The sequence below is a fragment of the Fodinibius sp. AD559 genome, assembly GCF_052712805.1.
The window spans coordinates 134045-153710 of sequence record NZ_JBQPVW010000006.1; the positions used below are offsets into that span (position 1 = coordinate 134045).

Sequence of the window (19666 nt, forward strand, 5' to 3'; positions counted from 1 at the left end):
ACTTGCCATTGAAACATTGAGACCAAGCAATCGTAATCTTTCTTCTATGAAATATTATGTGTTGTACTGGTTACATCTCTTATTTCATGTCTTTGCTACGGACAGCCCATGATTACTGTCCAAGGCAGTATTTTAGATGCTGAAAATGGTGAGCCCATTTCTTACGCTCACATTAGAATTCCAGCTAAATATTTAGGAACTGCTTCAGGACTAAATGGGGCCTTCAAACTAAATATTTCCCAGGATCATAAAAAAGATACGCTCCAGGTTTCGGCCATTGGTTACCATACTGAAAAATTTGCTTTGTCATCTATTTCGAATTCGAGCCCCGTTAAATTAAGGCTTCAGCCGAAAACCTATCAGATGAAGTCAATTACGGTAACCGATGCTGAACCAGAAACAAAATGGATAGGCAAAAAAATACGACCGGTATTAAGTACTTCTTATGGACGAAATATCGAACATGAAAAAATTGGGGCTGCTTATGCTTTTAAAATTAAGTGGGGGGCCATTGCCTATGAAAATATTACATGCAAGAATGTTTCTTAAGAAAAATGAAAATGTTGAATTAAAAATGAGGTGTCGAATTGCTGAAATCGATACTACAAATAAATTTCCTGGTGATGATATAGTAGAAAAATCCATAATTACTACTGTTGAAAAAGATAAAGATGGATCAGCTGTAATTTTAAAAAACATGACATCCATATAGCTAAGCGAAATTTTTTCTTGGTTTTTGAATTGTTACCAAGCAAAGGCCAAACATTTAGCCCCATGTTTGCTATTGGATTGTTTTTCGATTCAGAAGTCTATAACAGAGACCATGTAATGGGGAAATGGCAAAAAAATCCGAATGATTTAATTTATGGGTTAAAGGTGAAATACTAATCTGGATTAGGCTAAATGTACCTAATGACATTGCGCATAACCGCCAGGCGCCGGAATGTCGAATTCGTTTTTAAACGAATGATTAACTAATAAATGGAAGGGAGGAAAGGAGAGGGCGAGGCGTGTCCACGTTAAAGCGCGGGTTATTGGGCGAATCCCTAAGTGTTATCCAGAAAGCGGATGGTAGAGAGAGGGTTTTTTACGACGGCTTTTGAATCACCATGGCATAATAAAGTCGTTCACCGTTAGCAAAGGAACGGTAGAGTTTCGTTCCCTTAGTGCCGGCAAATTCCCGGGCCACGTTGTTTAAAATGCGGGGCGTCATTTCCTCAATAAGAGTTTCACGCCGGACAGAATCCTCATCAAGCGCTCGTACAACATTAGACGTGATATCTTCGGTCCGGATTATCGTAAGACCGGCCTCCCGGAGTTCATCCTGTACGGGATCCCATTTGTCCGATTTTCTGAAATCTGTAAGCAAGAGGTGCCCTCCCGGCGATAAAATGGTATAAATGCCTTGTGCAAAGGCCGAGAAATCCGTATAGCGGTGGGAAGATTCCACATTGACCACCACATCAAATGATTCCGGGGAGAACAACTGCCCCAAGGCCAGGGCATCCCCACGCACAAAAGATAGGTGTTTGTCATCCCTGTATTTCTCTATGCAAAAATCAACAGCCTGCTCACTGATGTCCATGCCGATCAGGTTCGCGGGACGGAAACACCGCCCAAGATATTCTGCGCCGCCTCCACGGCCGCATCCCACCTCCAGTACCTCCTTTCCCTTTAATGGAATTTGAGAAGCCGTGTGATGGTATAGCTGAATGGGGTAGCGGTTGTCAACATCGCAGTCGCTTAGTTGAGGCGGTTGGTCATCAGCATACCCGTAATTCATAAAAGTAACTCGTTGTTGGTTATCTATCAGGTTCACGTACCAATACCATATTCTGGTGATTAGAAAACCGATATCTGGGAAAAGTGCCTTGACCTTATGGAATAAGCGTATAAGAATAAACTTCTTAAATTTTGATGTGAAAATTATTCTGGTTCATAAATATTAATAAGTAGCGAATAATTACTTGAAAAAGTTCTGGATTTCAAAACCTCAAATGGGGTTTCGCTAATATAAGTTAGATGTCATGCAACCCCGCCGTCTGCATAGGTTGCTTTGTGAGGTGCAAGGAGCAATGATTGATTATTTTAAATTTTATTATTTGCGCTAAGAGAACAAAACGAGCAAGAGAGGGCGAGGCGCGTCCTCGTTAATGGCACGGTTAGGTTTCTTTTAGTTTGCTCTAATTTTAGGAGTAATGATATGTAAGGGAGAGTAATTATAATTTCTTCCGAAACCATGTTGCAGTATCGGGATTGGTGACTTCTTCGAGTGTTGCGATCATGTCACCAATCGTACCAACATCTTTTTGCTGAAGTGATCTCAGAAAGGACTGGTAATTGGCTTCACCGATGCGCTGGTGTAGTTGATGGAGGAGCAAGGGCCCCTTGTTATAAGAGAGTGCGCCATCGAAACGAGGTTGCCACTCATCGAAACTCGGCGCCTTCTGGGCATTCTTACGTGCCTCTTCTATCCGTTTCTGAAAGATAGTGTCGTCATATATCTTACGTAGTGCCAGCCAAGATTCATATTCGGCGAATGATTCATTTAGGAAATTATGACGGCTCATGGGATTTACCGAATCTGTCCACCAGAGATGCGCGGCCTCATGTGCGATTAACCCAAATAGACTCGTGTCGGGTTCTATGTCATGTCGTAGTGCGATGAGACCGGTTCGTGCATAGCTGCTCGGAGTGGTCCGTTCAACCGGTGCCAGGGTGATACGCAGTGCATCAGTATCGCTTCCACCTTGGAACCGTCGGGTATAGCGGTCAAGAATCTGTCGGGTTCTTTGAGCTACAAAAGATGTCAAGGAGTCAGGTGCACCTCCGTGATACACTGTCAAAGGAATCTCACCATTTGTATACTTCTGCGTCTGCATTTGGTCAGAAATCACAAGAGGTACGTCGGGTCCCGGCACAGGAGACTGGATGTGCCAGCCTGCATCCGTTTTCTGCAACACACCAATGCTGGCGACCTCATAGCTTTTGGGCAAATCGACCGTTGCGTCAAACGTAAATCGGGTACCAATAGAAGCATGAACTGGAACCCACATGGCTTCTAACGGTAACTCAGTCCAGTGTGGGGACACGACCGCTCCTCCAATACCCGGAATTTGCCTGTTTTGGAGACGCCCGGCGTATTCCCATGTTATTGCCACTTGATCCGACGGCGTCATAGTTTTGGAAAGTGGAATACTAACAACTTTGGTGTGTACGGTGTCTTCTCCACCGAAGTGCCACGGACTTATTGAGTAGTTGCCTACAACCGGCCCGCTGAGTTCGTCCAATTTAAAGGCATCATGAAGCAAAAAGCGGAGGGTGTCTGTTGAGGCTTTAGGTACAAATTGCATGTCTATTGCTACGTCGAACTGGCCTGAGTCGGGACGAATTTGCGCATCAATCTGATAATGCGTTGTGCTATCTGGAAAAACAGGCTTCTTCGCTGTGGAATCGGTACCTGGCTGGCAACCAATTATAAAAAATGGAACAAGTATGATGGCTGAAAATACATAAGGAAGTGTACTGCGGCGGAGTATCTCTGGTAGTGCGTCCAATGAACACATTTGAACATCAGATTATATGATTGAATTTAATACGTAACTATAAGTATACCAATAATTGTAGCGCATGTTACATTTCTTGCTATACTTGTAGTAAGAAAGAAACCTAACCTTATTGCGCATAAGGGCGTGCAAAGTAGCGCTAAATTTGTTTAAATGTACGACGGTAACTGACAAGATCGAAACTGGAAGCCAAAGGCGAGGCACGCCCCACTTAATGCCCGTGTTAGGTGGGTGGACTTTTGGAAGTGGAAGTAGAAATACTTTAATGCCTCAGATTACACACGGTCTTTTCAATAAATTCCCATAATGTATTTAATAATAAGTATATATAGGACAATTTAGTAGCAAAGTGGTATCTTTATAATGGATAAAAAAAATAAACTAATAATTTAAATTGAATATTTGATACTATGATTAAGCAAAATATAGAAGAAGAAATAAACAATCAGATTCAAGAAGAATTTCAGTCGGCGTATGCTTATTTGGCGATATCGGCGTGGTTTGAAGAGAAAAACCTTGGTGGCTTTGCAAGCTGGCTGAAAGCCCAGTGGCAAGAGGAAATAGAACATGGTATGAAGTTCTACAATCACTTGATTCAAAGAGACGGCCGACCAATATTGCAAGATATTGAAAAACCAAAAGTACAATTTGATTCTCCGCTGAAAGCGTTCGAACTTGCTCTTGAACAGGAGCAGCATATCACGAAACGTATTCACAAAATGTATAGTCTTGCCAGGGAGGAAGGCGATTATCCGCTGGAAAGTTTATTACTTTGGTTTATTGATGAACAGGTAGAGGAAGAGGAGATGGTGCAAGATATTATTGATAAACTAAAATTAGTCGGAGAAGACGGCTCCGGATTGTACCTACTGGATCGCGAGATGGCGGAAAGACAAGGCCAGAATGGAAAAGAAGCAGAACAAAGTGAAGACCAACAATAACATAAATGTTATTAGTTGGTTGTAAATAAAATCCCCTTTTGGTATAGGGGGGGGTATAATTCAGTCTTCAAAGTTGAATCGGTGGATGATACGCCGAGGAATGGGAGATACTAAGATATATGAGCGACATCAGTACTAAATGAAATAAGAATTTTTAGTAGGTCCGCTATTCCTAAAGATAAGATTTGACTGAGCCACCTAACCTTATTGCGCATAAGGGGCGTGCAAAACCACGTTGAATTGATTACGAAATGAAAGATTAAGCAATAAAAAAATTTCCGAGGTTAGGGGGATCATTGCCCAAACCGTCAGAAGCCAGACGAATGCCATCTACTCCAAGACGGGATGCTCGGAACTCTCTGCTTTTTTCTTGAGGATTTACTGCCTCCTCAAAAATAGGAAACACGGTTAGAAGGTTAAATTTGTAACAGCGTTAAACTATGTCTGACAAAAGAGAAACTCCGCTTAGTAGTCCGTCTTTAGAGGGCCACCATTTGCACCATTGACCTGCGCTTGGAGAAGCTGGCAATGGTCCCTTTTTTCGAGCGTTGACCGAAGAGCAACTTCGAGACGTGAATAAAAAATTTACAGCTAATCACTATTCAAAAGGACAAACTATTTATCACCAGGGCGATTCGTCAACGATGCTACGGATGGGGGGAGCGGAAACGTAAAATTAATATCTCACACCCTGAAGGGGGAGGGTGTGCTGCTGGATATGTTACGGGCCGGTGATTTTTTTGGGAATCCCAATCTCTTTGTGCATTAAAGTCATCAAACTCACTCTTTTTTTGAGGAGTTGTGAATTCAGCTTCTTCAATGGCACATAATCATAATTGAATTTTGATTCAACGTTCCAACCATTTTGGGCTATCCCGTAGAGGTGCTCGGTATTTCATATGACAGCTGGCGCATCGCTGAATTAGTTCGGTCGTCCGGTTGACAATTTGTTCCATCTTTCTCTCGTTGGCCGCTCGGGCAAGTTCCTTCGCTTTGCTATGCCAGTATTTGTCGGCAGCTACGAATTTTTTCAGCCCCTCCTTGCCGAGAATGGCCTGTATTTTTTGAACTTCCCGGTTAGGAATTTTTGCGTGATTGACCAAGGCATTCGCGGCCTTGTTAATGGCTTGGTAGTTCCCTCTCCAAATTCCTGCTTGAACAACAGCCATGTTTTGTTCTAGGTTGGCCATAATTCCCAGTAAGGGCAGGGTGTCTTGGCTGGGCTGTCTTATTTGGAAAGGAATTCCCGTGCGTTGTGTAAGGTCAAGCGAATCGGTGCTCATATTCTCTTTATTCGGGGTTTCTGTTCGGGTATTTTGATTACCCGATTGAGCATTGGTTGTTTCTTTATTTTTAGTGTCATTGGATCCACAGCCAGCAATTAGAGCAACGAGTAGCACAACAAGACTTAACGAGTAAAAACGTTTCATAATAAATCCTCCCAGAATTATTGTTTTAAATCTGATCAATTCAGTTCCATGTCATATTACACGAGATAGAGAAGGTAAGACGTTCCGATAGTCGGCCATAAGAATCTGTATGGTTTTAACCTTTAATGTATTTGTCAATTTAAATGGCAGTGGGAGTAGAAACAATATATATTGTGGTAATCTAATTTTCCCTCTTCCCCGCCATCAACCAAATTTTTTGATGAATAATCCAAGTTAAATATCCGATAATATTGGGACATACAGGATTTGCTCTATTTCAAGATTTATGAAAGAAAATTCTGAAACTTCAACTTAATTCGCTAATTCCTTCTGATCATCTGAGTATCCCCAAATACTTTTGGATGACTTTGATAATATTCTTCTCCCTTCAGTTATAGCATTCTCTACCAAAGTGGGTAAAGTTGGAACTCCTGTGTGCTTAGTATGCCATTCCACTATGAAAGGGCGGGCGGCGGAGGTATCATAAATTCATCCTCTATCTATGGATTAGTAGACGCAGCCGATCTACCTCCTTACCATGCATCTAAGGGAGCAGCTCATATTATGAGCAAAAATGATGCACTATTTTATGTCGAGGATAACATCCGCGTTAACTCTGTGCACCCTGGGTTCATCTGGACTTTGTTGGTTGAGAGAGTTGCTAAAGAACAGGAAGGCGTTACAGTTGAAAAATTCCGGGAAGAACTTGCTGAGGCTCATCCAATTGGCCATGTAGGCGAACTGGAAGATATCGCCAATGAAATTCTTTACCTGTCTTCCGATGAATCAAAGTTTGTAACCGGGAGTGCGTTGGTCATAGACGGTGGTTATACCGCACAATAACTGATTTTGTTTACCTAAAGTATAAAGTAAAAAATATTCAATTACTCTGGCTAAGGTAACGATTCAGTGCGTACTAACACGTCCTAAATCGCTATTCTACGTATTCTTTCACAACCGGGAGTCCCAGTGTGATCCAATCATGCATGCCTCCGCGGTAGTACCACATCTTTTCAGCGGGATATCCTGCTTCGAGCAACAGATTAATCGCCTTTTGCGATTGTGGACACTGCGGCCCATTACAGAAGAAAATAGTGGGCTTTGACCGGTCCAGCTCATCCATCCGATCAACAATATCTGAAATGGGTATTTCATTTGTACCGGCGATTCGTATGCCGTCACGGGTACCGGGAGCTCGTACGTCAATCACTGGAAGCCCGCTTTGAAGATGCTTTATTACTTCTGGCTCACCTACGGTACGGATTCCATCGGCGACCTGGATGGGCTGGATTTCGCCCCATGTAATATCTACTGCTACCAGTCCCTTCGTATCCGGTATGTATTGGGGAGTCATTTGCATTTCGTCTCTTTTGGGAATACGCTCTATCAGTTGTTTTTTTGTCCATTCTATTTTGTCTTTGTTTTGTATATTGACTTTTAAACTCCTATCTAGTCAATGCTGAATATCGCCGACCGGTCAGGTTTAATGGCAATTCTATACGAATATGATAAGTTACAAGGAACTCTCACAAAAGTTCACCCAACAGCGGGGAATTAACATGACATTACGTTAAGCATTAAATAAATTTTTCAATTCATCTTCTGTCGGAATAGGATCACCGTAGTCGCCACGGTAAACGACTTCTCCGTCAACGATAATGTTTGGTGAGGAATGGGCCTCATATTTTTCTACCAGTTTCGGATGTTCATCCACATACCGAACTTCGTACGAAATGCCCATCTTCTTAAGCCGCTCTTCCACCAACGGCCGATGATTACAGTCTTTGGTTGCTAAAATAAGTACTTCCATTTTTAAAGCTTTTGTATTTGATGTTCAAATTCTGATTTAGGACTTCTTTTTCTTTTGCAAGGTATTCCAAATACCGAACTTCTTCAATATCTCTTCGGCCAGGCACCAAGGATGATTGTAAAAGGTTTAGCCCCACAAACTGGTACCAGTAAGGGCTCACAAAATAGCCCCGTGGTATGTTGATGGTTACAAAACTACCTGCAATCGCTCAAATAATACGTTCTATTTTCCTCATAAAATTGGGATTAGGATCGAAATTTCTTAGTTGTTCATTTTTTCGTACCGCCTACAACAATAACATGTAGATAATAGAATGCCTTCAGAAGGTTATTGACAACCTCCTCGAGTTAAGCTCCATGTGCCCAATCTCCATATAGTGAGGAGCTTTATATTTGCCCCAGTTTGTTGCTTATCAAAAAGTCCAAATCATTTCTGGACAAGGCTAAAAGGTTTCGGATAAAAATAAAACCTGCCTTTCGAAGCCAAGGGTGGGGCGGTTTATAATAGGGTATGCTTTTCTGAAGGGTCGATTTTTTAAATAACATTGCTTGCAGACTTTGGTTAAATACGGGGGGATTATATATAGAAATCCTAAAGAATTAGGTTAATACTGTAGGCTTATCTTAGAATATTGTCAAAACCTTCAATTGTCGAGAACTGATCCCTTCAATTTAAATATGTTACCTCCTATTACCGTAGCAGAGGTGAGTGTAAATAGGAGGCAATTCAATTAAGATGTAGTTGTGAAGTTGCTACACTTACTTTTACTATCTTATTTGAAAAGCGTCTTCATGTAACCCCTTAGAATGTCGGGATATTTGAATTTGTCCCCATTCCACTTTTTGTCACGCATATATTACTAAGTGAAACTTCATCAAGGTTAATAAACTCTTGGAATTATGCGACGTCTGATAATCATATTATGCACTATAATAATCGCTTTCTCTTTAATTTCTTGTGATACTGGTACAGGTGCTGACCCAGAACCGCTGGAGTTCCAGATGGCTCCTTCCGATGGGTTGAGTACCATGATCAACGAAACGCCCAGTGATTTTACCTGGGAATACTTTCAGGATAACGTGCACATTGGGGGGCCTTCCCAGACTGACTTTTCTAAATTCGATGTGGTGCTCCACGGCTTTCAGATAAACAACGGCGAGGTTGTCAATCGCAGCATGACAGAACCTGTTGAATTATCGGCTGATGAACTTTCTTCAGGATTATTAACGGAAGAAATCCCTCCTTCCTTGTGGATGCCGGGTTCAGAGTGGGTTCCAAGTAGTGACTGGAGACCAAAATCCACATTTATTCAAACTACGGACCCTATTATTATTGCATTAGACCCAGCTCTCATACCTGAAGTTGAAGATATGGTTCTTAATAATATTGATCTGGGAACTGATGAAACCATGGTCGTGGTATATCCTAGTATCATTGGAGAAGATGGAAGAGAAATGACGGTCCAGGTATTTGGTCTCGTATTTGAAAGGTATAAAAACTTTTTTTAATCCTTTAGGGATGTAAAAATGTTCCCCCCAAAAAAAATAGTTAGCCCATAGTGTCGTCAAAACCGCTGCGGGTTTTTTGGACTTAATTTGTCCTCATTCCGTTCATTGTTGGGCAGGCAGACCCTAGCTTGAAAACCATAGAATGTTTCGTGAAAAGCCTAAAGAATTGATTTATCTCAATTGCCAAAAGGACGCCATTTTTTCGGTCTAGTGGCAGGGGTTGACAAATGGAGTTGATTGGGTTATCTGAAAGCATCACATTCGAATTTTCTTTTTATCTGGTGTAATCCTCTCTGTAAACTCAAACGTGTCACCATATATCAATTGCATCGTAACAGAGGTGGGTATAAATATGAGATAATTGCATGTTTGAACTACTAGGCGAGGCCTGTCCGCGTTAATGCGCGGGATCTTTCCAAAAAGGAAGTCCTCACTTAGATTAGAGAGTATCAACTGTAACTAATCCAAGGAGGACTCCATGACCTATGTAGGGATAGATCTTCACACTAATAATATGGTAAATGTAGCGATTAACGGCAATGGCAAGGTGGTAAGGGAGGCGAAACTGCCGACGGCCACAAGATCACTGGAAGATTTTTTCAATGATTTAGAAGCGCCGGTCCAGACTGTGGTCGAATGCACAAGCTCTTGGTACTGGCTGTCGGACTGGTGCCGGGACAACGACATCGAGCTGACGCTGGCCCACTCGAAGATGGTGAAGGCTATCAGCTATGCGAAGGTAAAAACCGACAAAGTAGATGCGAAAACCCTGGCTGAGTTGCTTAAGGCTGATCTCATTCCGGAGGCTTATCAAATTAAACATGACCGACGAGAACTTCGGGAACTCACCCGCGGGCGCCTTCGGCTGATCCAGTGGCGGGGGAAACTGCAGTCCACGCTTTGGAACCAGGCCATCAAATACAACGTGCAGATCAGCGGAAGTCAGTGGCGAGAGTTGGAGAAACTTGGGCAGTGGCTCCAGCCACAACTGCCACCAGCAGCGAATCTGCAGATCCAGCTAATGCTCGAGCAAATCAGCCAGCTGCAGAAACATATTCACCGGCTGGAAGAAGAAATCGAGCAGCAGGTTCCCTTCGAAGAAGCGGCCGAGCGACTCATGGCGGTACCCGGTTTAGGTAAGGTTGGTGCCTGGACGATCTTGGCAGAGATCGGGGACATCACCCGATTTCCCAGTGCCAGGCAATTTACCAGCTACTGTCGGCTGGTACCAGGAGCCAAAGACAGTGGCGGATCCCACCGGCATAAGTCCGGTAACAAAGATGGGAACAGGTACCTGCGGGCGGCTTTTCGACAAGCAGCAGTTTCTGCCTATACCCATTATAAGGTAGTGAAGAAATTTTATCGCAAGATTAAGCGTCGAAGTGGTCGGCCCGTGGCCCGAGCCGTGGTCGCCAAGGAACTGGCCAAAGGAGTCTGGCATATGCTGACCAAGAATGAAGAGTATAAAGGATTTAAGGGGCAGCCGGTAAGGGCCGCCTCGCAAACCTGCTGGCCCCAACCGATAAGCCCGAACGCCTAAGAGGGACTTTGAGCCCGTGCGCGGGATTGGGACATCGGTTGGTGGGCCGGTTAAAGATCTGGGATAGTCTCGGTAATTACCGAGGCAGCTTCTGCCCATTGGCAGAAGATAAGCCCGAAAAGGGGTTTGGACGCCAGCAGGCAGTCCGAGCGTGATCACCGAAACCGGTTGCCAGCTAAAGGTTTGAACCAAGGATTTATTGGAGTAATACGATACTAAGGTAGGTGAGGACTATCTGCTTGACATTTTCCTTTTTGAAGGGGTTAGCCGTATTTTCTACCTTTCTTTCGAATTCTGTTTTAGATGTTCGGCTACTTCCTCTTTAGAAATATCTTTTGATAAAAAGTTCAAGACCAAGTCGGCAAGTTCTAATTCATAGGATTCTTCAACTTCATATCCATTGAGATACAAAAAGGTCAGGGCAGAGGCCAAAGCTGTTCGTTTATTTCCATCGACGAATGGATGCCGGATTGTTAAACAAATGATCTAACTGGCTGCTATTATCAAATAGGTCATTCAGATATTCCCCGTCAAAAACTAGCCTTGGGAGCATCCGCGCACGCTTGGACGTCTTGTTCTTCCCGAATACCTGGATCACCACCTGCTTTTTGAATCTCTTGCTCATGGATGAATAAAATGTCTTCCATAGTTAGAAAGGAAGGCTCTTTCATTATTCACCCAGTTTATCTAAGGATTTTCGATGCTTCTTACTGTCTTCTTGATAAGCAGACTTTGCATCAACTTTTTTAATCAAAAGTCCTTCATCTTGTGGGATGATTTCGACTTGGTCATCATCTTCTACCTTCAACAGCTTAAGCAGGGCTTTTTCGAGCAAGACACCACGACTGTTGCCGATTTTTTGAAGTTTCTTAATCATAATATTGTTGCTTTATGTTCTTACTATGTTATTAACATAAGAATACGAAATAAAAAGCAAAAAAGTATATAAGAAGGAAATATTTAATACGGCTAACGACATTGCGCATAATCGGCAGGCGCAACGATGTTGAATTAGTTTTAAAACAAAAGATTAACTAATAAATAGAAGGGAGGCAAGGAGATGGCGAGGCCTGTCCGCGTTAATGCGCGGGTTAGCTGTTTAATTTTTGATCAATAGTTTTTTAACGGCATCATAAAGTGATAATCCCTCCAGTTCTGATATAGCTTGAGTAACATTTTCAGATTCACCTGTTAAAACCAACTCTTGATCTTTATTTATCAAAAATATCGTTGAGACTCTGCCTATTTTATACTTATAAAATAGGTCTATTTCCAAAGACTGGGGCCATGTTATATTGAGTTGTTAGATTTCATTTCGGAATTCTTTTTCAGCCAAATAGGGTCCATCGGCAGAAACTCCTAAAATTTCAAAATTAGAACTTTTGTATTTGTTATATAACTGATTCAATTTAGGTATCATCTTAATACAAGTACCACATCCGGTATTATAAAAGTATACTAACGTTACCTTCCCCTTAAAATCTTTGCTACTAAACTGGCGCCCATCGATCGTTGTTGTTTCAAAATTATGCAGCTTTTGCCCAATAGAAAAGGACGTCATGTTTTTCTCGAGCTTTTCAATCTCATCTCCATACTCCGGATGAGATCGAGTAATGCTAAATTCGGCAGCCAGGGAGTCTAATATTACGGCTACTTGGCCATACCGGCGATGGGTTTGATGAACCATAGCGCTTTGTAGTAAAGCAACAGTTTGCACATTAATATTATCTGACTCTCTTCTGATTTGCCGTAATTTGGGTATGGCATTTTCATAGATAGGAGTGTAAGGTAAAAACCTCAAGATATCCGCCATGGCATCGTCTTGGATAGATATTTTATGGAACAAGGTATCTAATGCAATGATGTCTTTATGGTCAACAGCTATTTTATAAGCTTGTACTGTTCCTCTTGTTGCTCCTGATGTGTTTGGAAATTGTTCCCGTAGCTCCCAAAAATTACCGATCCATTTTTCAAGCTTGGTGTTTGAAGTCGCAGTGCTAACATCAAACTCCTTTTTATATTCTCGGTAAAGATTGTTGAAAGCTTTGATTGATTTTGAGTCTTCCGAGCCCCCACAACCGACAAATAAAAACAAGCCTAAAAAGCTTAGCAAAAAGTACTTACAAAAATTTATTTCTGAAGGGAACTTCATGTCAAATTAATGATGATATTTTGAAAGGTCCTCATACGTCATTTTCAGGTGCCCGTTGTCGGCCAACAATTTTTGTGTTTTAAAAACAGGACCTACTGTTGTTTTTTCACTAACGGAAATTATAAATTCTGTTTCAGGTTTAATTTCAATATTTGCTAATGTTGTTTTGAGGTCTGCGGGATAAATTTCTTGCCCCTTGAATAATATTTTTCCTGAACTTAAGACATCGATATGAATTTTGTTTTGGTGATATGCCTTGAACTCTTCTGGACTAAGCATTTTTGTGTTAAGGTTCGTGATTTGATTCGTATAAAGTTGTTTTTGAGCATGAAAAATTACTTGGTTATAAACGGTTTCATCAAAAATAAGTCTGGCTCGAGTGGATTCAGATGTATTTAAGCTTTCAATATGGCTTTTCAAGCCCGATTCACCAATAAACTTACCATTGAACCTGATTTCTCCGTCAGCATTGATACGAATATCAACGACTTCATCAACTTCAGGTTGAAGATCTTTTTGGTCGATTTGTCCATTCGAACAAGAAACAACTAATACTGTAAATATAATGTAGAGTACTTTCTTCATAATATTGTTAGATTTTATTTTTGGTTTTCAACTACCATAATAATATGGCATTTACGGGTGTACGGGCTGTTACTGGTTTATAGGAGGTAACGTCATTAAGTCAAAACAAGGAGCTGGCAATGAGTTACTTTCCAGTTGATGCATTGGTTAACTTTACAAATCATTCAATTAGTTCAGAAACCTTTTCTCTTAGTTCATTGCCTCTCAAGTCTTTGGCAACAATATTGCCCTTATTATCAATTAAAAATGATCTTGGTATGCCTAAAACACTATATGCCTTGGCAATTTTTCCCTTCCACATTTTTGGTTGTTGTATCTGTGGCCAATTTATCTCGCGTTCTTCTACAAATTGATCAAGTTTGTCAAGATCACTATCTAATGCAACCGATATGATTTGCAATTCTTGATCACTATAACTGCTGTTTAACTTTTTCAGGTGGGGAATCTCAGGCAAGCATGGTCCGCACCAAGTTGCCCAAAATTCAAGTAATACGATTTTGCTATCTATTTCTGAAAGTTTAATTGTTTGGCCATAAATGGTTTTAGCTGTAAAATCTGGGGCAACCATCCCGGTTTTTAATGAGCTAAACTCTTGCAAATTCCCTGATGCCTTTAAAACTAACATTGAATCAGCATCTAGTTCTATCACTTTCTGAAACTGAAGTTTAGCTTTATTAATCTTGTTATCGGTTAAATTATATTCGCCCAGCTCTAACAGTACATAAGACTTGCTGACGGGATGAGTGAGTTGATTTTTAAGCTCCTTAAGCAATGTTATATACTCATTCCAATTTCTTTCCTGATTAATTCGATAAGCATTACCAACGCTTAACATGAATTTTGACCAAAGATCAGAATCTTTATCAATTGTTGGTAACACTTGCTCAATCCTTTTTATTGATCCAGTATTCCCCCACATTCCAATAGCTGTTTTAAGAGCTAGTTGTCCATTTGCTGTATTTGGATGATTTAAGTGATAATGATAAAACTCTTTTGCGTATTCTTTTTGTAAGCTATCTGTTTTAAAGGGTATAATCTTTGAATAAGCGCTATCTACTCTTGCTTGAAAAGCCGAGTCAACTTCAGTTGTATTTTGAGCAATAATATTTGATGCGAAGGTTAACAGTATTAACAAAGAAAAAATAGGCTTAAAATATTTCACAGCTTGATGATTTAGTTTTTTAAACAGCCTAACGACACGGCGCATAAGCTGCGTGCGGGCAAACATTGATTTAAAAACAAAATGTACTACAGAAATTGAATAACTAAAAATCAGCAGGAGAGGGCGAGGCACGTCCGCTTAATGCGCGTGTTATGCCCACGGAGACTCATGTACGAGGTTTCCAGTAACCGGGTTTTTGCCTTAGATTCATGATCGCAAATATCGTGATAAGATCATCCTCAACCGTATATACAATTCCATAGGGAAATCGAGAAACTAAAAACCTTCGTTCGGTAGGTGTAATCTTTGTTCCTGATGACGGAAATTGCTCAATCACTTCTAATACGTTTTCAATTTCATCAATGAATATATCGCCCAGCCCAACGACTTGATCCTCGTAATAATTAGCAGCCTTGAAAAATTCTTTTCGCGCTTCTGAATGAAATTTAATTGTCACTCTTGAATACGTTTTCTTGCTTCACTTAATACTTCTGATGAAGAATGCAGGGAAGATTCACCAGCTTTGAGGGATTCTTTTCTTTTCTGAACTTCTTTAATCCAAGCTTGCTCAATATCTGGATCAATTTTGCCATGGATGCTTTGCAATAATTTATCAGCTAAACGTGCCTTATCCTTCTTATTTAAATTCAGGGCAGAATTTTCAATTTCTTTAATATCGGTAATCATAGCAATGAAGGTTTAATTTACTCAAATGTAAGTATAACAATAGAGAACTGGAAGAATAAGTCAATTATTGTAGTGGGTATAACGACATTGCGCATAACCGGCAGGCGCAACAGTGCTGAATTAATTACAAAACGAAAGATTAACTAATAAATGGAAGGGAGGCAAGGAGATGGCGAGGCCTGTCCGAGTTAATGCGCGGGTTAGGTTGCTGACCAATTGTTAACTAAAGTTACTCCCAATTTACTGTAAAACTACCTTTCTCATAGACAACATATCGACTTCCTTCAGTTGGAAGTTGAAACAGTTCACTTTTTAAGTAGGGATAAAAGTTATCGTATAGCTCTGAGTTAGCAGTCCCAACATTAGGATTTTCAGCAATTTGTCTCATAATTCGATAACCATTTTCGTATCCCGAATTACCTCCATAACCATTTAACCGAATTAAATAATTGTCAAGCGAAGGGTCAGCTTTTGGATAAAATGGATCTTTGACTAAAAAGTAGAATTCAAATTCCTCTTTATCTTTACTAACTGTGAAACTACCAGATTCATAATCATTGGCTAAGCTATCTGCAGGTTTCCAAAACGGATTAGACCAAGTTATATCGCTAACACCCCACTCATAACTTTCTCCAGATTGGATAGTTAAATCTTCTAGAACACCCATTTTCAACAATTTATTATTGCTACCGTCATATTGAACTGCAGCAACCATAAGTCTTGCAGAATCAGCGGGAGGAACTTCCATAGTAATAACACCAGCACTATCAGCAGTAACTTTTTCAACTGATTGAACAAATGCAGCATTTTGGTTAGGATAAACTAGCCGAGCTCCCAAGTGTGTTATTGATGATGCAGAGCTTGAACTTTTAGCAGTATATTTTTGGGCTGATTGATTAACTGCTTCCCAATCTACATTAACTTTAAAAGCGGCTTTATTGTTTTTAACCGAGAAATTAGCAGTTACTGTTTTCGGTTCATCCACAACTATTGTTTTGGGATTATCAGTAGAATTCAAATCACCCGTCCATTCGGTAAACTCATAGGCAGTACCTGGGGTTGCTTTTAATTCAACAACAGTACCATGCTCATATTCAGTTGTTTTTTGTTGCACAACTTCTTGACTTACTGATCCATCACCATTTTTGTTGACCGTCAGCTGATAACTTTTCTTCAGGAAATTAGCAGTCAGAGAATAGTTTTGGTCCATTGTAAGTGACAATGGATTGTCTGATGTACTATCAACGTCACCGCTCCAATGACTAAATAAGTATTCACTATTTGCCTCAGCTTGCAAAATAAATTGCGTTCCTTCTTCAATAGAAGTATCGGCTGGTGATACAGTTCCAGCTTCAGAAGGTGAGGTGGATATATTAACATCGTACATTTGGGTATCACTCCCTGTACTGCAAGAAATAGCGAACAGGCTTAATAAAAAGATTGAAAGATATAATAGCGGTCTCATAAGAATATTGTTTGTTTTGAACTTGTACCCGTTCTGAATGTACTCGTAGTTAAGTAGCAAAGCAACCTAACGACATTGCGCATAAGCTGCGTGCAGGCCAATGTTGATTAAAAACAAAATGTACTACAGAAATTGAGGAACTAAAAATCGGCAGGATAGGGCGAGGCACGTCCGCTTAATGCGCGTGTTAGGCTTCTTTACTCCTCGATCTTAGAGGTATCTATTTTAACTGTATCTAACTTCCCATTTCTAAGTTCTTCATAGACGGTGATGAAATAATTATTTGAGTTCATTTCTTCCAAACTTGTACTTTCTCTTTCGACTAGTTGTAGTTTATCCCCCTTGACTTTAAAAACTTTGGAAGTTCCACATCGGTGGCCACTACATCCAGATGTTGCAAATACACCAATTTTATTTCCCTCTCCCTCTAATTTAATAAATGGATTTATTAAATCTGTGAATTCTGGATTAACAACGAACTTTCCGGTTTCATTATCAAAAAGCCAAAAGTCATAAACTTTATTGCGTGACATACCACCACGTACCTTAACTGGTAGATCCGTGTACCCATCAAAATTTATGTCTGGAAATTCTTGTTTATAGTTCATTGTACCCAATAGGGGAGTTCTATCTTTAAGTGTATCACTTATGGTTTGAATTAATTCATTTGAATCATTCTTGTAAACGTTAATCGTAAATACTGCTTCTTTTTTCGATCTCTGAAATTCTTCTTTGGGAAGTTCAGCTGATTTAAATTCTATACGATAAATAGGTAGCGAAGAGTTAATTCTAACTTTTGCTTTTTGGATACTGTGCAGTAACCCGTTTTGTTCAAAAACCGAATCTTCTTCAGATATAAGATTTGTTTCTTGTGAGTAACAAGTTCCAATCATTCCAAAGAAGAAACAAATAATAAGGAATACTCTCATAGAAGTATCTTGAATTAAGAAGCCTAACGACATTGCGCTACAGCTGCAGGCGCCAATGTTTTGAAATTATTTATAACTGAAATTGTAACCATAAAAATGGAAGCTAGCAAGAAAGGGCGAGGCCTGTCCGCTGATAGCGCGGGTTAGCCATTTTTATAATCCCAAATGGTTGCAGATTTTATCGAAAGCAGAATCAAAAAATTCGTAATAAATTATATCAGATGAGTCTGGACGATTTTTTTCAGTCCACTTTTTAAAATTCTCACCACCTGTTTGACCTGAACAGTAGATTATTTTACCTGAACACTTGGCTAGAGGATCCCAAATATGTTTATCCCTTGGTCTAACAGCTACCCCAATAATTGCAAGCTTTTTAGCATTTTTTGCTAAATCCTCCCATCTTTTGCGTTGATTTTTAATAAAAGAGGCTCCTGAAGTTGTCCTTTTTTCAGGTTCAAAATAACTCATGACTGGCGGGAAGGCATCATTATTTATTCTTTGTTGGAATTCGTTGGGATCACTAATTGCTTTTACAGTACCATCTGTAGTTACATTTACACCAGAGAATGAAATTGCAGATGCATCTCCTCTAACTCCTTCCGAGAATAGATGGCAACATCCATGAGGTAAACAAACTTCCACTTGCTTAGAATTTTGAGCCGGTTGTTGGACAACAGGGCTTAAACCAGTTTGTAATAATGATATCTCTAAAAGTCTTTCATAATTGAGGGTAGTTAATGTACCATCCCAATTTTTATTTAGAATTCTTTGACCTAATTTTCTATATAAATTTGACTCACTAGGTATGAAATTAAAGAAATATGCTGCCATGGCTCTTTGTAGAATAGGCATATGATGGGAATAATTATCGGCAACTCTATTCATTCCTTTTTCAAAATCTTCTTCAAAAATATCTGCAAGATTTTTGGGCAATTGTCCCCAACCAGGAGGGTTGAAATTTCTTAGTTCCTTAAATAAATCAGCTCCTAGAGGAGGTACGTTTGAATTGTCTGAACCATAACTAGCGCCTGCTCCAAAAAGAATTATTTGGTTACTCATATTATTGAAGTTTTAAATATGATTCCTGAATTCTGTTACTGAAATGGCACATAACACATTTTTGTCAGTTTTATCAGGAGGATATCCATGTGACATGAATCCTACAACATTTTGGTCTCGTTGCCGAATTAGTGGACCGCCCGACATTCCTACTGATCCACCATAGCTTGTTCTAATAATCTCAACATTGTTAAGAGACATGTCATTAGCCATAACAGATTCCTTCTCGATTGAATCAATAACACCGTTACTTCTGATTATATCTGAATTCAAGTTACCTCCCGTTAAATCAATTTTTGGTTGGCCTAAAGTCGAGTTATTAACGCTAAAGTTAACGTTAGGAGAACCTGTATTGGGATAACCTAGATTGTAAATTTTTTCACCTTGTTCAGGAGCTTCAGACGCCAATTTTAACTGAACACTTCTAGGTAAACTATCTTTTATATTCAAAATAGCTAAATCAAGATCTGGATAAGGATCAATCATTGATTCATTAATTTCCACGATGTGATTATCTGGAGAGATAATCCAGACTTGCGCATGGTTACGACCATGATTAGGTTTGAAAGTTGGACTGTTAAGTACATGAAGTGCACTAATTGCGGTACTGGAATTAACAAAAAAAGCTGCTCCACAGTATCCACCTACTGCATTAGGTTTTGCACGACCGGGCGAAGTCGGTATTGGAATCCAACTATATGATGCTTTACAAACAGCAAAAGTAGTCATCTCTCTAAATGATTAATTTTAAATTAAAAATAAAACCAGAATCAATTTTTAATTAGTTAATATTTTTCCAAAATGGCTAACGACCTTGCGCATAACCGGCGCA

Annotated in this window: 23 protein-coding genes and 1 pseudogene; 6 read left to right on the forward strand and 18 right to left on the reverse strand. The window is 40.0% G+C overall.

Features of this window, described 5'->3' with window-relative positions:
• Positions 1-108: 108 nt before the first annotated feature.
• The gene (locus ACQ4LT_RS11885) at positions 109-549 is read left to right on the forward strand and encodes a carboxypeptidase-like regulatory domain-containing protein (RefSeq protein WP_445666273.1); all 441 of its coding nucleotides are present in this window, start codon (positions 109-111) and stop codon (positions 547-549) included.
• Positions 539-712 (forward strand): hypothetical protein, encoded by a 174-nt coding sequence (locus tag ACQ4LT_RS11890; protein WP_445666274.1) that lies wholly within the window; start codon positions 539-541, stop codon positions 710-712. The genes ACQ4LT_RS11885 and ACQ4LT_RS11890 overlap by 11 nt, the downstream gene beginning before the upstream one ends.
• 375 nt (positions 713-1087) lie before the next feature.
• On the opposite strand, the gene ACQ4LT_RS11895 is transcribed toward ACQ4LT_RS11890, so the two are convergent.
• Together ACQ4LT_RS11895 and ACQ4LT_RS11900 are read right to left on the reverse strand one after the other, a co-directional pair.
• Positions 1088-1783, reverse strand: coding sequence for a class I SAM-dependent methyltransferase (locus ACQ4LT_RS11895; protein ID WP_445666275.1), 696 nt, complete (start codon positions 1781-1783; stop codon positions 1088-1090).
• A gap of 436 nt (positions 1784-2219) precedes the next feature.
• Positions 2220-3557 carry a M1 family aminopeptidase gene (locus tag ACQ4LT_RS11900; protein WP_445666276.1) on the reverse strand — a complete coding sequence of 446 codons (1338 nt, stop codon included), beginning with the start codon at positions 3555-3557 and terminating at the stop codon, positions 2220-2222.
• 419 nt (positions 3558-3976) lie between these two features.
• Here ACQ4LT_RS11900 and ACQ4LT_RS11905 point away from each other — a divergent pair, with 419 nt between their 5' ends.
• Positions 3977-4507 carry a ferritin gene (locus ACQ4LT_RS11905; RefSeq protein ID WP_445666277.1) on the forward strand — a complete coding sequence of 177 codons (531 nt, stop codon included), beginning with the start codon at positions 3977-3979 and terminating at the stop codon, positions 4505-4507.
• A 259-nt stretch (positions 4508-4766) separates the two neighbouring features.
• Here ACQ4LT_RS11905 and ACQ4LT_RS11910 read toward each other — a convergent pair whose 3' ends face one another.
• The gene (locus ACQ4LT_RS11910) at positions 4767-4913 is read right to left on the reverse strand and encodes a hypothetical protein (RefSeq protein ID WP_445666278.1); all 147 of its coding nucleotides are present in this window, start codon (positions 4911-4913) and stop codon (positions 4767-4769) included.
• A 442-nt stretch (positions 4914-5355) separates the two neighbouring features.
• Positions 5356-5937: a hypothetical protein gene (locus tag ACQ4LT_RS11915; RefSeq protein WP_445666279.1), complete on the reverse strand. Its 582-nt coding sequence runs from the start codon at positions 5935-5937 to the stop codon at positions 5356-5358.
• 465 nt (positions 5938-6402) lie between these two features.
• Between ACQ4LT_RS11915 and ACQ4LT_RS11920 the strand changes: the two are divergent.
• A pseudogene (locus ACQ4LT_RS11920) lies at positions 6403-6780 on the forward strand (SDR family oxidoreductase); the annotation flags it as partial.
• A gap of 91 nt (positions 6781-6871) precedes the next feature.
• Here ACQ4LT_RS11920 and ACQ4LT_RS11925 read toward each other — a convergent pair.
• Positions 6872-7291, reverse strand: coding sequence for a rhodanese-like domain-containing protein (locus tag ACQ4LT_RS11925; protein WP_445666280.1), 420 nt, complete (start codon positions 7289-7291; stop codon positions 6872-6874).
• Positions 7292-7507: 216 nt separating this feature from the next.
• Positions 7508-7747, reverse strand: a complete 240-nt coding sequence (locus tag ACQ4LT_RS11930; protein WP_445666281.1) for a thioredoxin family protein — start codon at positions 7745-7747, stop codon at positions 7508-7510.
• 899 nt (positions 7748-8646) lie between these two features.
• On the opposite strand from ACQ4LT_RS11930, the gene ACQ4LT_RS11935 reads away from it, so the two are divergent.
• Positions 8647-9255 (forward strand): hypothetical protein, encoded by a 609-nt coding sequence (locus tag ACQ4LT_RS11935; RefSeq protein WP_445666282.1) that lies wholly within the window; start codon positions 8647-8649, stop codon positions 9253-9255.
• Between the two features lie 514 nt (positions 9256-9769).
• The gene (locus ACQ4LT_RS11940; RefSeq protein WP_445666365.1) at positions 9770-10795 is read left to right on the forward strand and encodes an IS110 family transposase; all 1026 of its coding nucleotides are present in this window, start codon (positions 9770-9772) and stop codon (positions 10793-10795) included.
• 276 nt (positions 10796-11071) lie between these two features.
• On the opposite strand, the gene ACQ4LT_RS11945 is transcribed toward ACQ4LT_RS11940, so the two are convergent.
• The 12 genes from ACQ4LT_RS11945 to ACQ4LT_RS12000 all read right to left on the reverse strand — a co-directional run bounded on the left by ACQ4LT_RS11945 (position 11072) and on the right by ACQ4LT_RS12000 (position 19563).
• The gene (locus ACQ4LT_RS11945; protein ID WP_445666283.1) at positions 11072-11227 is read right to left on the reverse strand and encodes a hypothetical protein; all 156 of its coding nucleotides are present in this window, start codon (positions 11225-11227) and stop codon (positions 11072-11074) included.
• 10 nt (positions 11228-11237) lie between these two features.
• Positions 11238-11420 (reverse strand): hypothetical protein, encoded by a 183-nt coding sequence (locus ACQ4LT_RS11950; RefSeq protein WP_445666284.1) that lies wholly within the window; start codon positions 11418-11420, stop codon positions 11238-11240.
• 45 nt (positions 11421-11465) lie between these two features.
• Positions 11466-11672 carry a MazE family transcriptional regulator gene (locus tag ACQ4LT_RS11955; RefSeq protein WP_445666285.1) on the reverse strand — a complete coding sequence of 69 codons (207 nt, stop codon included), beginning with the start codon at positions 11670-11672 and terminating at the stop codon, positions 11466-11468.
• A gap of 426 nt (positions 11673-12098) precedes the next feature.
• The gene (locus ACQ4LT_RS11960; protein WP_445666286.1) at positions 12099-12947 is read right to left on the reverse strand and encodes a peroxiredoxin family protein; all 849 of its coding nucleotides are present in this window, start codon (positions 12945-12947) and stop codon (positions 12099-12101) included.
• 6 nt (positions 12948-12953) lie between these two features.
• Entirely contained in the window at positions 12954-13532 is a 579-nt protein-coding gene (locus ACQ4LT_RS11965; protein ID WP_445666287.1) for a hypothetical protein, read from the reverse strand.
• Between the two features lie 160 nt (positions 13533-13692).
• A complete protein-coding gene (locus tag ACQ4LT_RS11970; protein ID WP_445666288.1) occupies positions 13693-14694 on the reverse strand; it encodes a peroxiredoxin family protein in 1002 nt (333 codons plus the stop codon).
• Between the two features lie 166 nt (positions 14695-14860).
• Positions 14861-15151, reverse strand: coding sequence for a type II toxin-antitoxin system RelE/ParE family toxin (locus ACQ4LT_RS11975; RefSeq protein WP_445666289.1), 291 nt, complete (start codon positions 15149-15151; stop codon positions 14861-14863).
• Positions 15148-15381 (reverse strand): addiction module protein, encoded by a 234-nt coding sequence (locus ACQ4LT_RS11980; protein WP_445666290.1) that lies wholly within the window; start codon positions 15379-15381, stop codon positions 15148-15150. The genes ACQ4LT_RS11975 and ACQ4LT_RS11980 overlap by 4 nt, the downstream gene beginning before the upstream one ends.
• A gap of 229 nt (positions 15382-15610) precedes the next feature.
• Positions 15611-16846 carry an InlB B-repeat-containing protein gene (locus ACQ4LT_RS11985; RefSeq protein WP_445666291.1) on the reverse strand — a complete coding sequence of 412 codons (1236 nt, stop codon included), beginning with the start codon at positions 16844-16846 and terminating at the stop codon, positions 15611-15613.
• Positions 16847-17043: 197 nt separating this feature from the next.
• The gene (locus tag ACQ4LT_RS11990) at positions 17044-17775 is read right to left on the reverse strand and encodes an XAC2610-related protein (protein WP_445666292.1); all 732 of its coding nucleotides are present in this window, start codon (positions 17773-17775) and stop codon (positions 17044-17046) included.
• 153 nt (positions 17776-17928) lie between these two features.
• A complete protein-coding gene (locus ACQ4LT_RS11995) occupies positions 17929-18834 on the reverse strand; it encodes a hypothetical protein (protein ID WP_445666293.1) in 906 nt (301 codons plus the stop codon).
• 12 nt (positions 18835-18846) lie between these two features.
• Entirely contained in the window at positions 18847-19563 is a 717-nt protein-coding gene (locus tag ACQ4LT_RS12000; RefSeq protein WP_445666294.1) for a S1 family peptidase, read from the reverse strand.
• Positions 19564-19666 lie beyond the last annotated feature (103 nt).

Bases quoted from the DNA above. Each gene is read 5' to 3' on its own strand.
- ACQ4LT_RS11990 (WP_445666292.1), bottom strand. From the start codon at position 17,775: ATGAGAGTATTCCTTATTATTTGTTTCTTCTTTGGAATGATTGGAACT.
- ACQ4LT_RS11890 (WP_445666274.1), top strand. From the start codon at position 539: ATGTTTCTTAAGAAAAATGAAAATGTTGAATTAAAAATGAGGTGTCGA.
- ACQ4LT_RS11995 (WP_445666293.1), bottom strand. From the start codon at position 18,834: ATGAGTAACCAAATAATTCTTTTTGGAGCAGGCGCTAGTTATGGTTCA.
- ACQ4LT_RS11935 (WP_445666282.1), top strand. From the start codon at position 8,647: ATGCGACGTCTGATAATCATATTATGCACTATAATAATCGCTTTCTCT.
- ACQ4LT_RS11985 (WP_445666291.1), bottom strand. From the start codon at position 16,846: ATGAGACCGCTATTATATCTTTCAATCTTTTTATTAAGCCTGTTCGCT.
- ACQ4LT_RS11925 (WP_445666280.1), bottom strand. From the start codon at position 7,291: ATGACTCCCCAATACATACCGGATACGAAGGGACTGGTAGCAGTAGAT.
- ACQ4LT_RS11955 (WP_445666285.1), bottom strand. From the start codon at position 11,672: ATGATTAAGAAACTTCAAAAAATCGGCAACAGTCGTGGTGTCTTGCTC.
- ACQ4LT_RS11960 (WP_445666286.1), bottom strand. From the start codon at position 12,947: ATGAAGTTCCCTTCAGAAATAAATTTTTGTAAGTACTTTTTGCTAAGC.
- ACQ4LT_RS11915 (WP_445666279.1), bottom strand. From the start codon at position 5,937: ATGAAACGTTTTTACTCGTTAAGTCTTGTTGTGCTACTCGTTGCTCTA.
- ACQ4LT_RS11950 (WP_445666284.1), bottom strand. From the start codon at position 11,420: ATGAGCAAGAGATTCAAAAAGCAGGTGGTGATCCAGGTATTCGGGAAG.
- ACQ4LT_RS12000 (WP_445666294.1), bottom strand. From the start codon at position 19,563: ATGACTACTTTTGCTGTTTGTAAAGCATCATATAGTTGGATTCCAATA.
- ACQ4LT_RS11930 (WP_445666281.1), bottom strand. From the start codon at position 7,747: ATGGAAGTACTTATTTTAGCAACCAAAGACTGTAATCATCGGCCGTTG.
- ACQ4LT_RS11940 (WP_445666365.1), top strand. From the start codon at position 9,770: ATGGTAAATGTAGCGATTAACGGCAATGGCAAGGTGGTAAGGGAGGCG.
- ACQ4LT_RS11905 (WP_445666277.1), top strand. From the start codon at position 3,977: ATGATTAAGCAAAATATAGAAGAAGAAATAAACAATCAGATTCAAGAA.
- ACQ4LT_RS11895 (WP_445666275.1), bottom strand. From the start codon at position 1,783: ATGAATTACGGGTATGCTGATGACCAACCGCCTCAACTAAGCGACTGC.
- ACQ4LT_RS11885 (WP_445666273.1), top strand. From the start codon at position 109: ATGATTACTGTCCAAGGCAGTATTTTAGATGCTGAAAATGGTGAGCCC.
- ACQ4LT_RS11980 (WP_445666290.1), bottom strand. From the start codon at position 15,381: ATGATTACCGATATTAAAGAAATTGAAAATTCTGCCCTGAATTTAAAT.
- ACQ4LT_RS11965 (WP_445666287.1), bottom strand. From the start codon at position 13,532: ATGAAGAAAGTACTCTACATTATATTTACAGTATTAGTTGTTTCTTGT.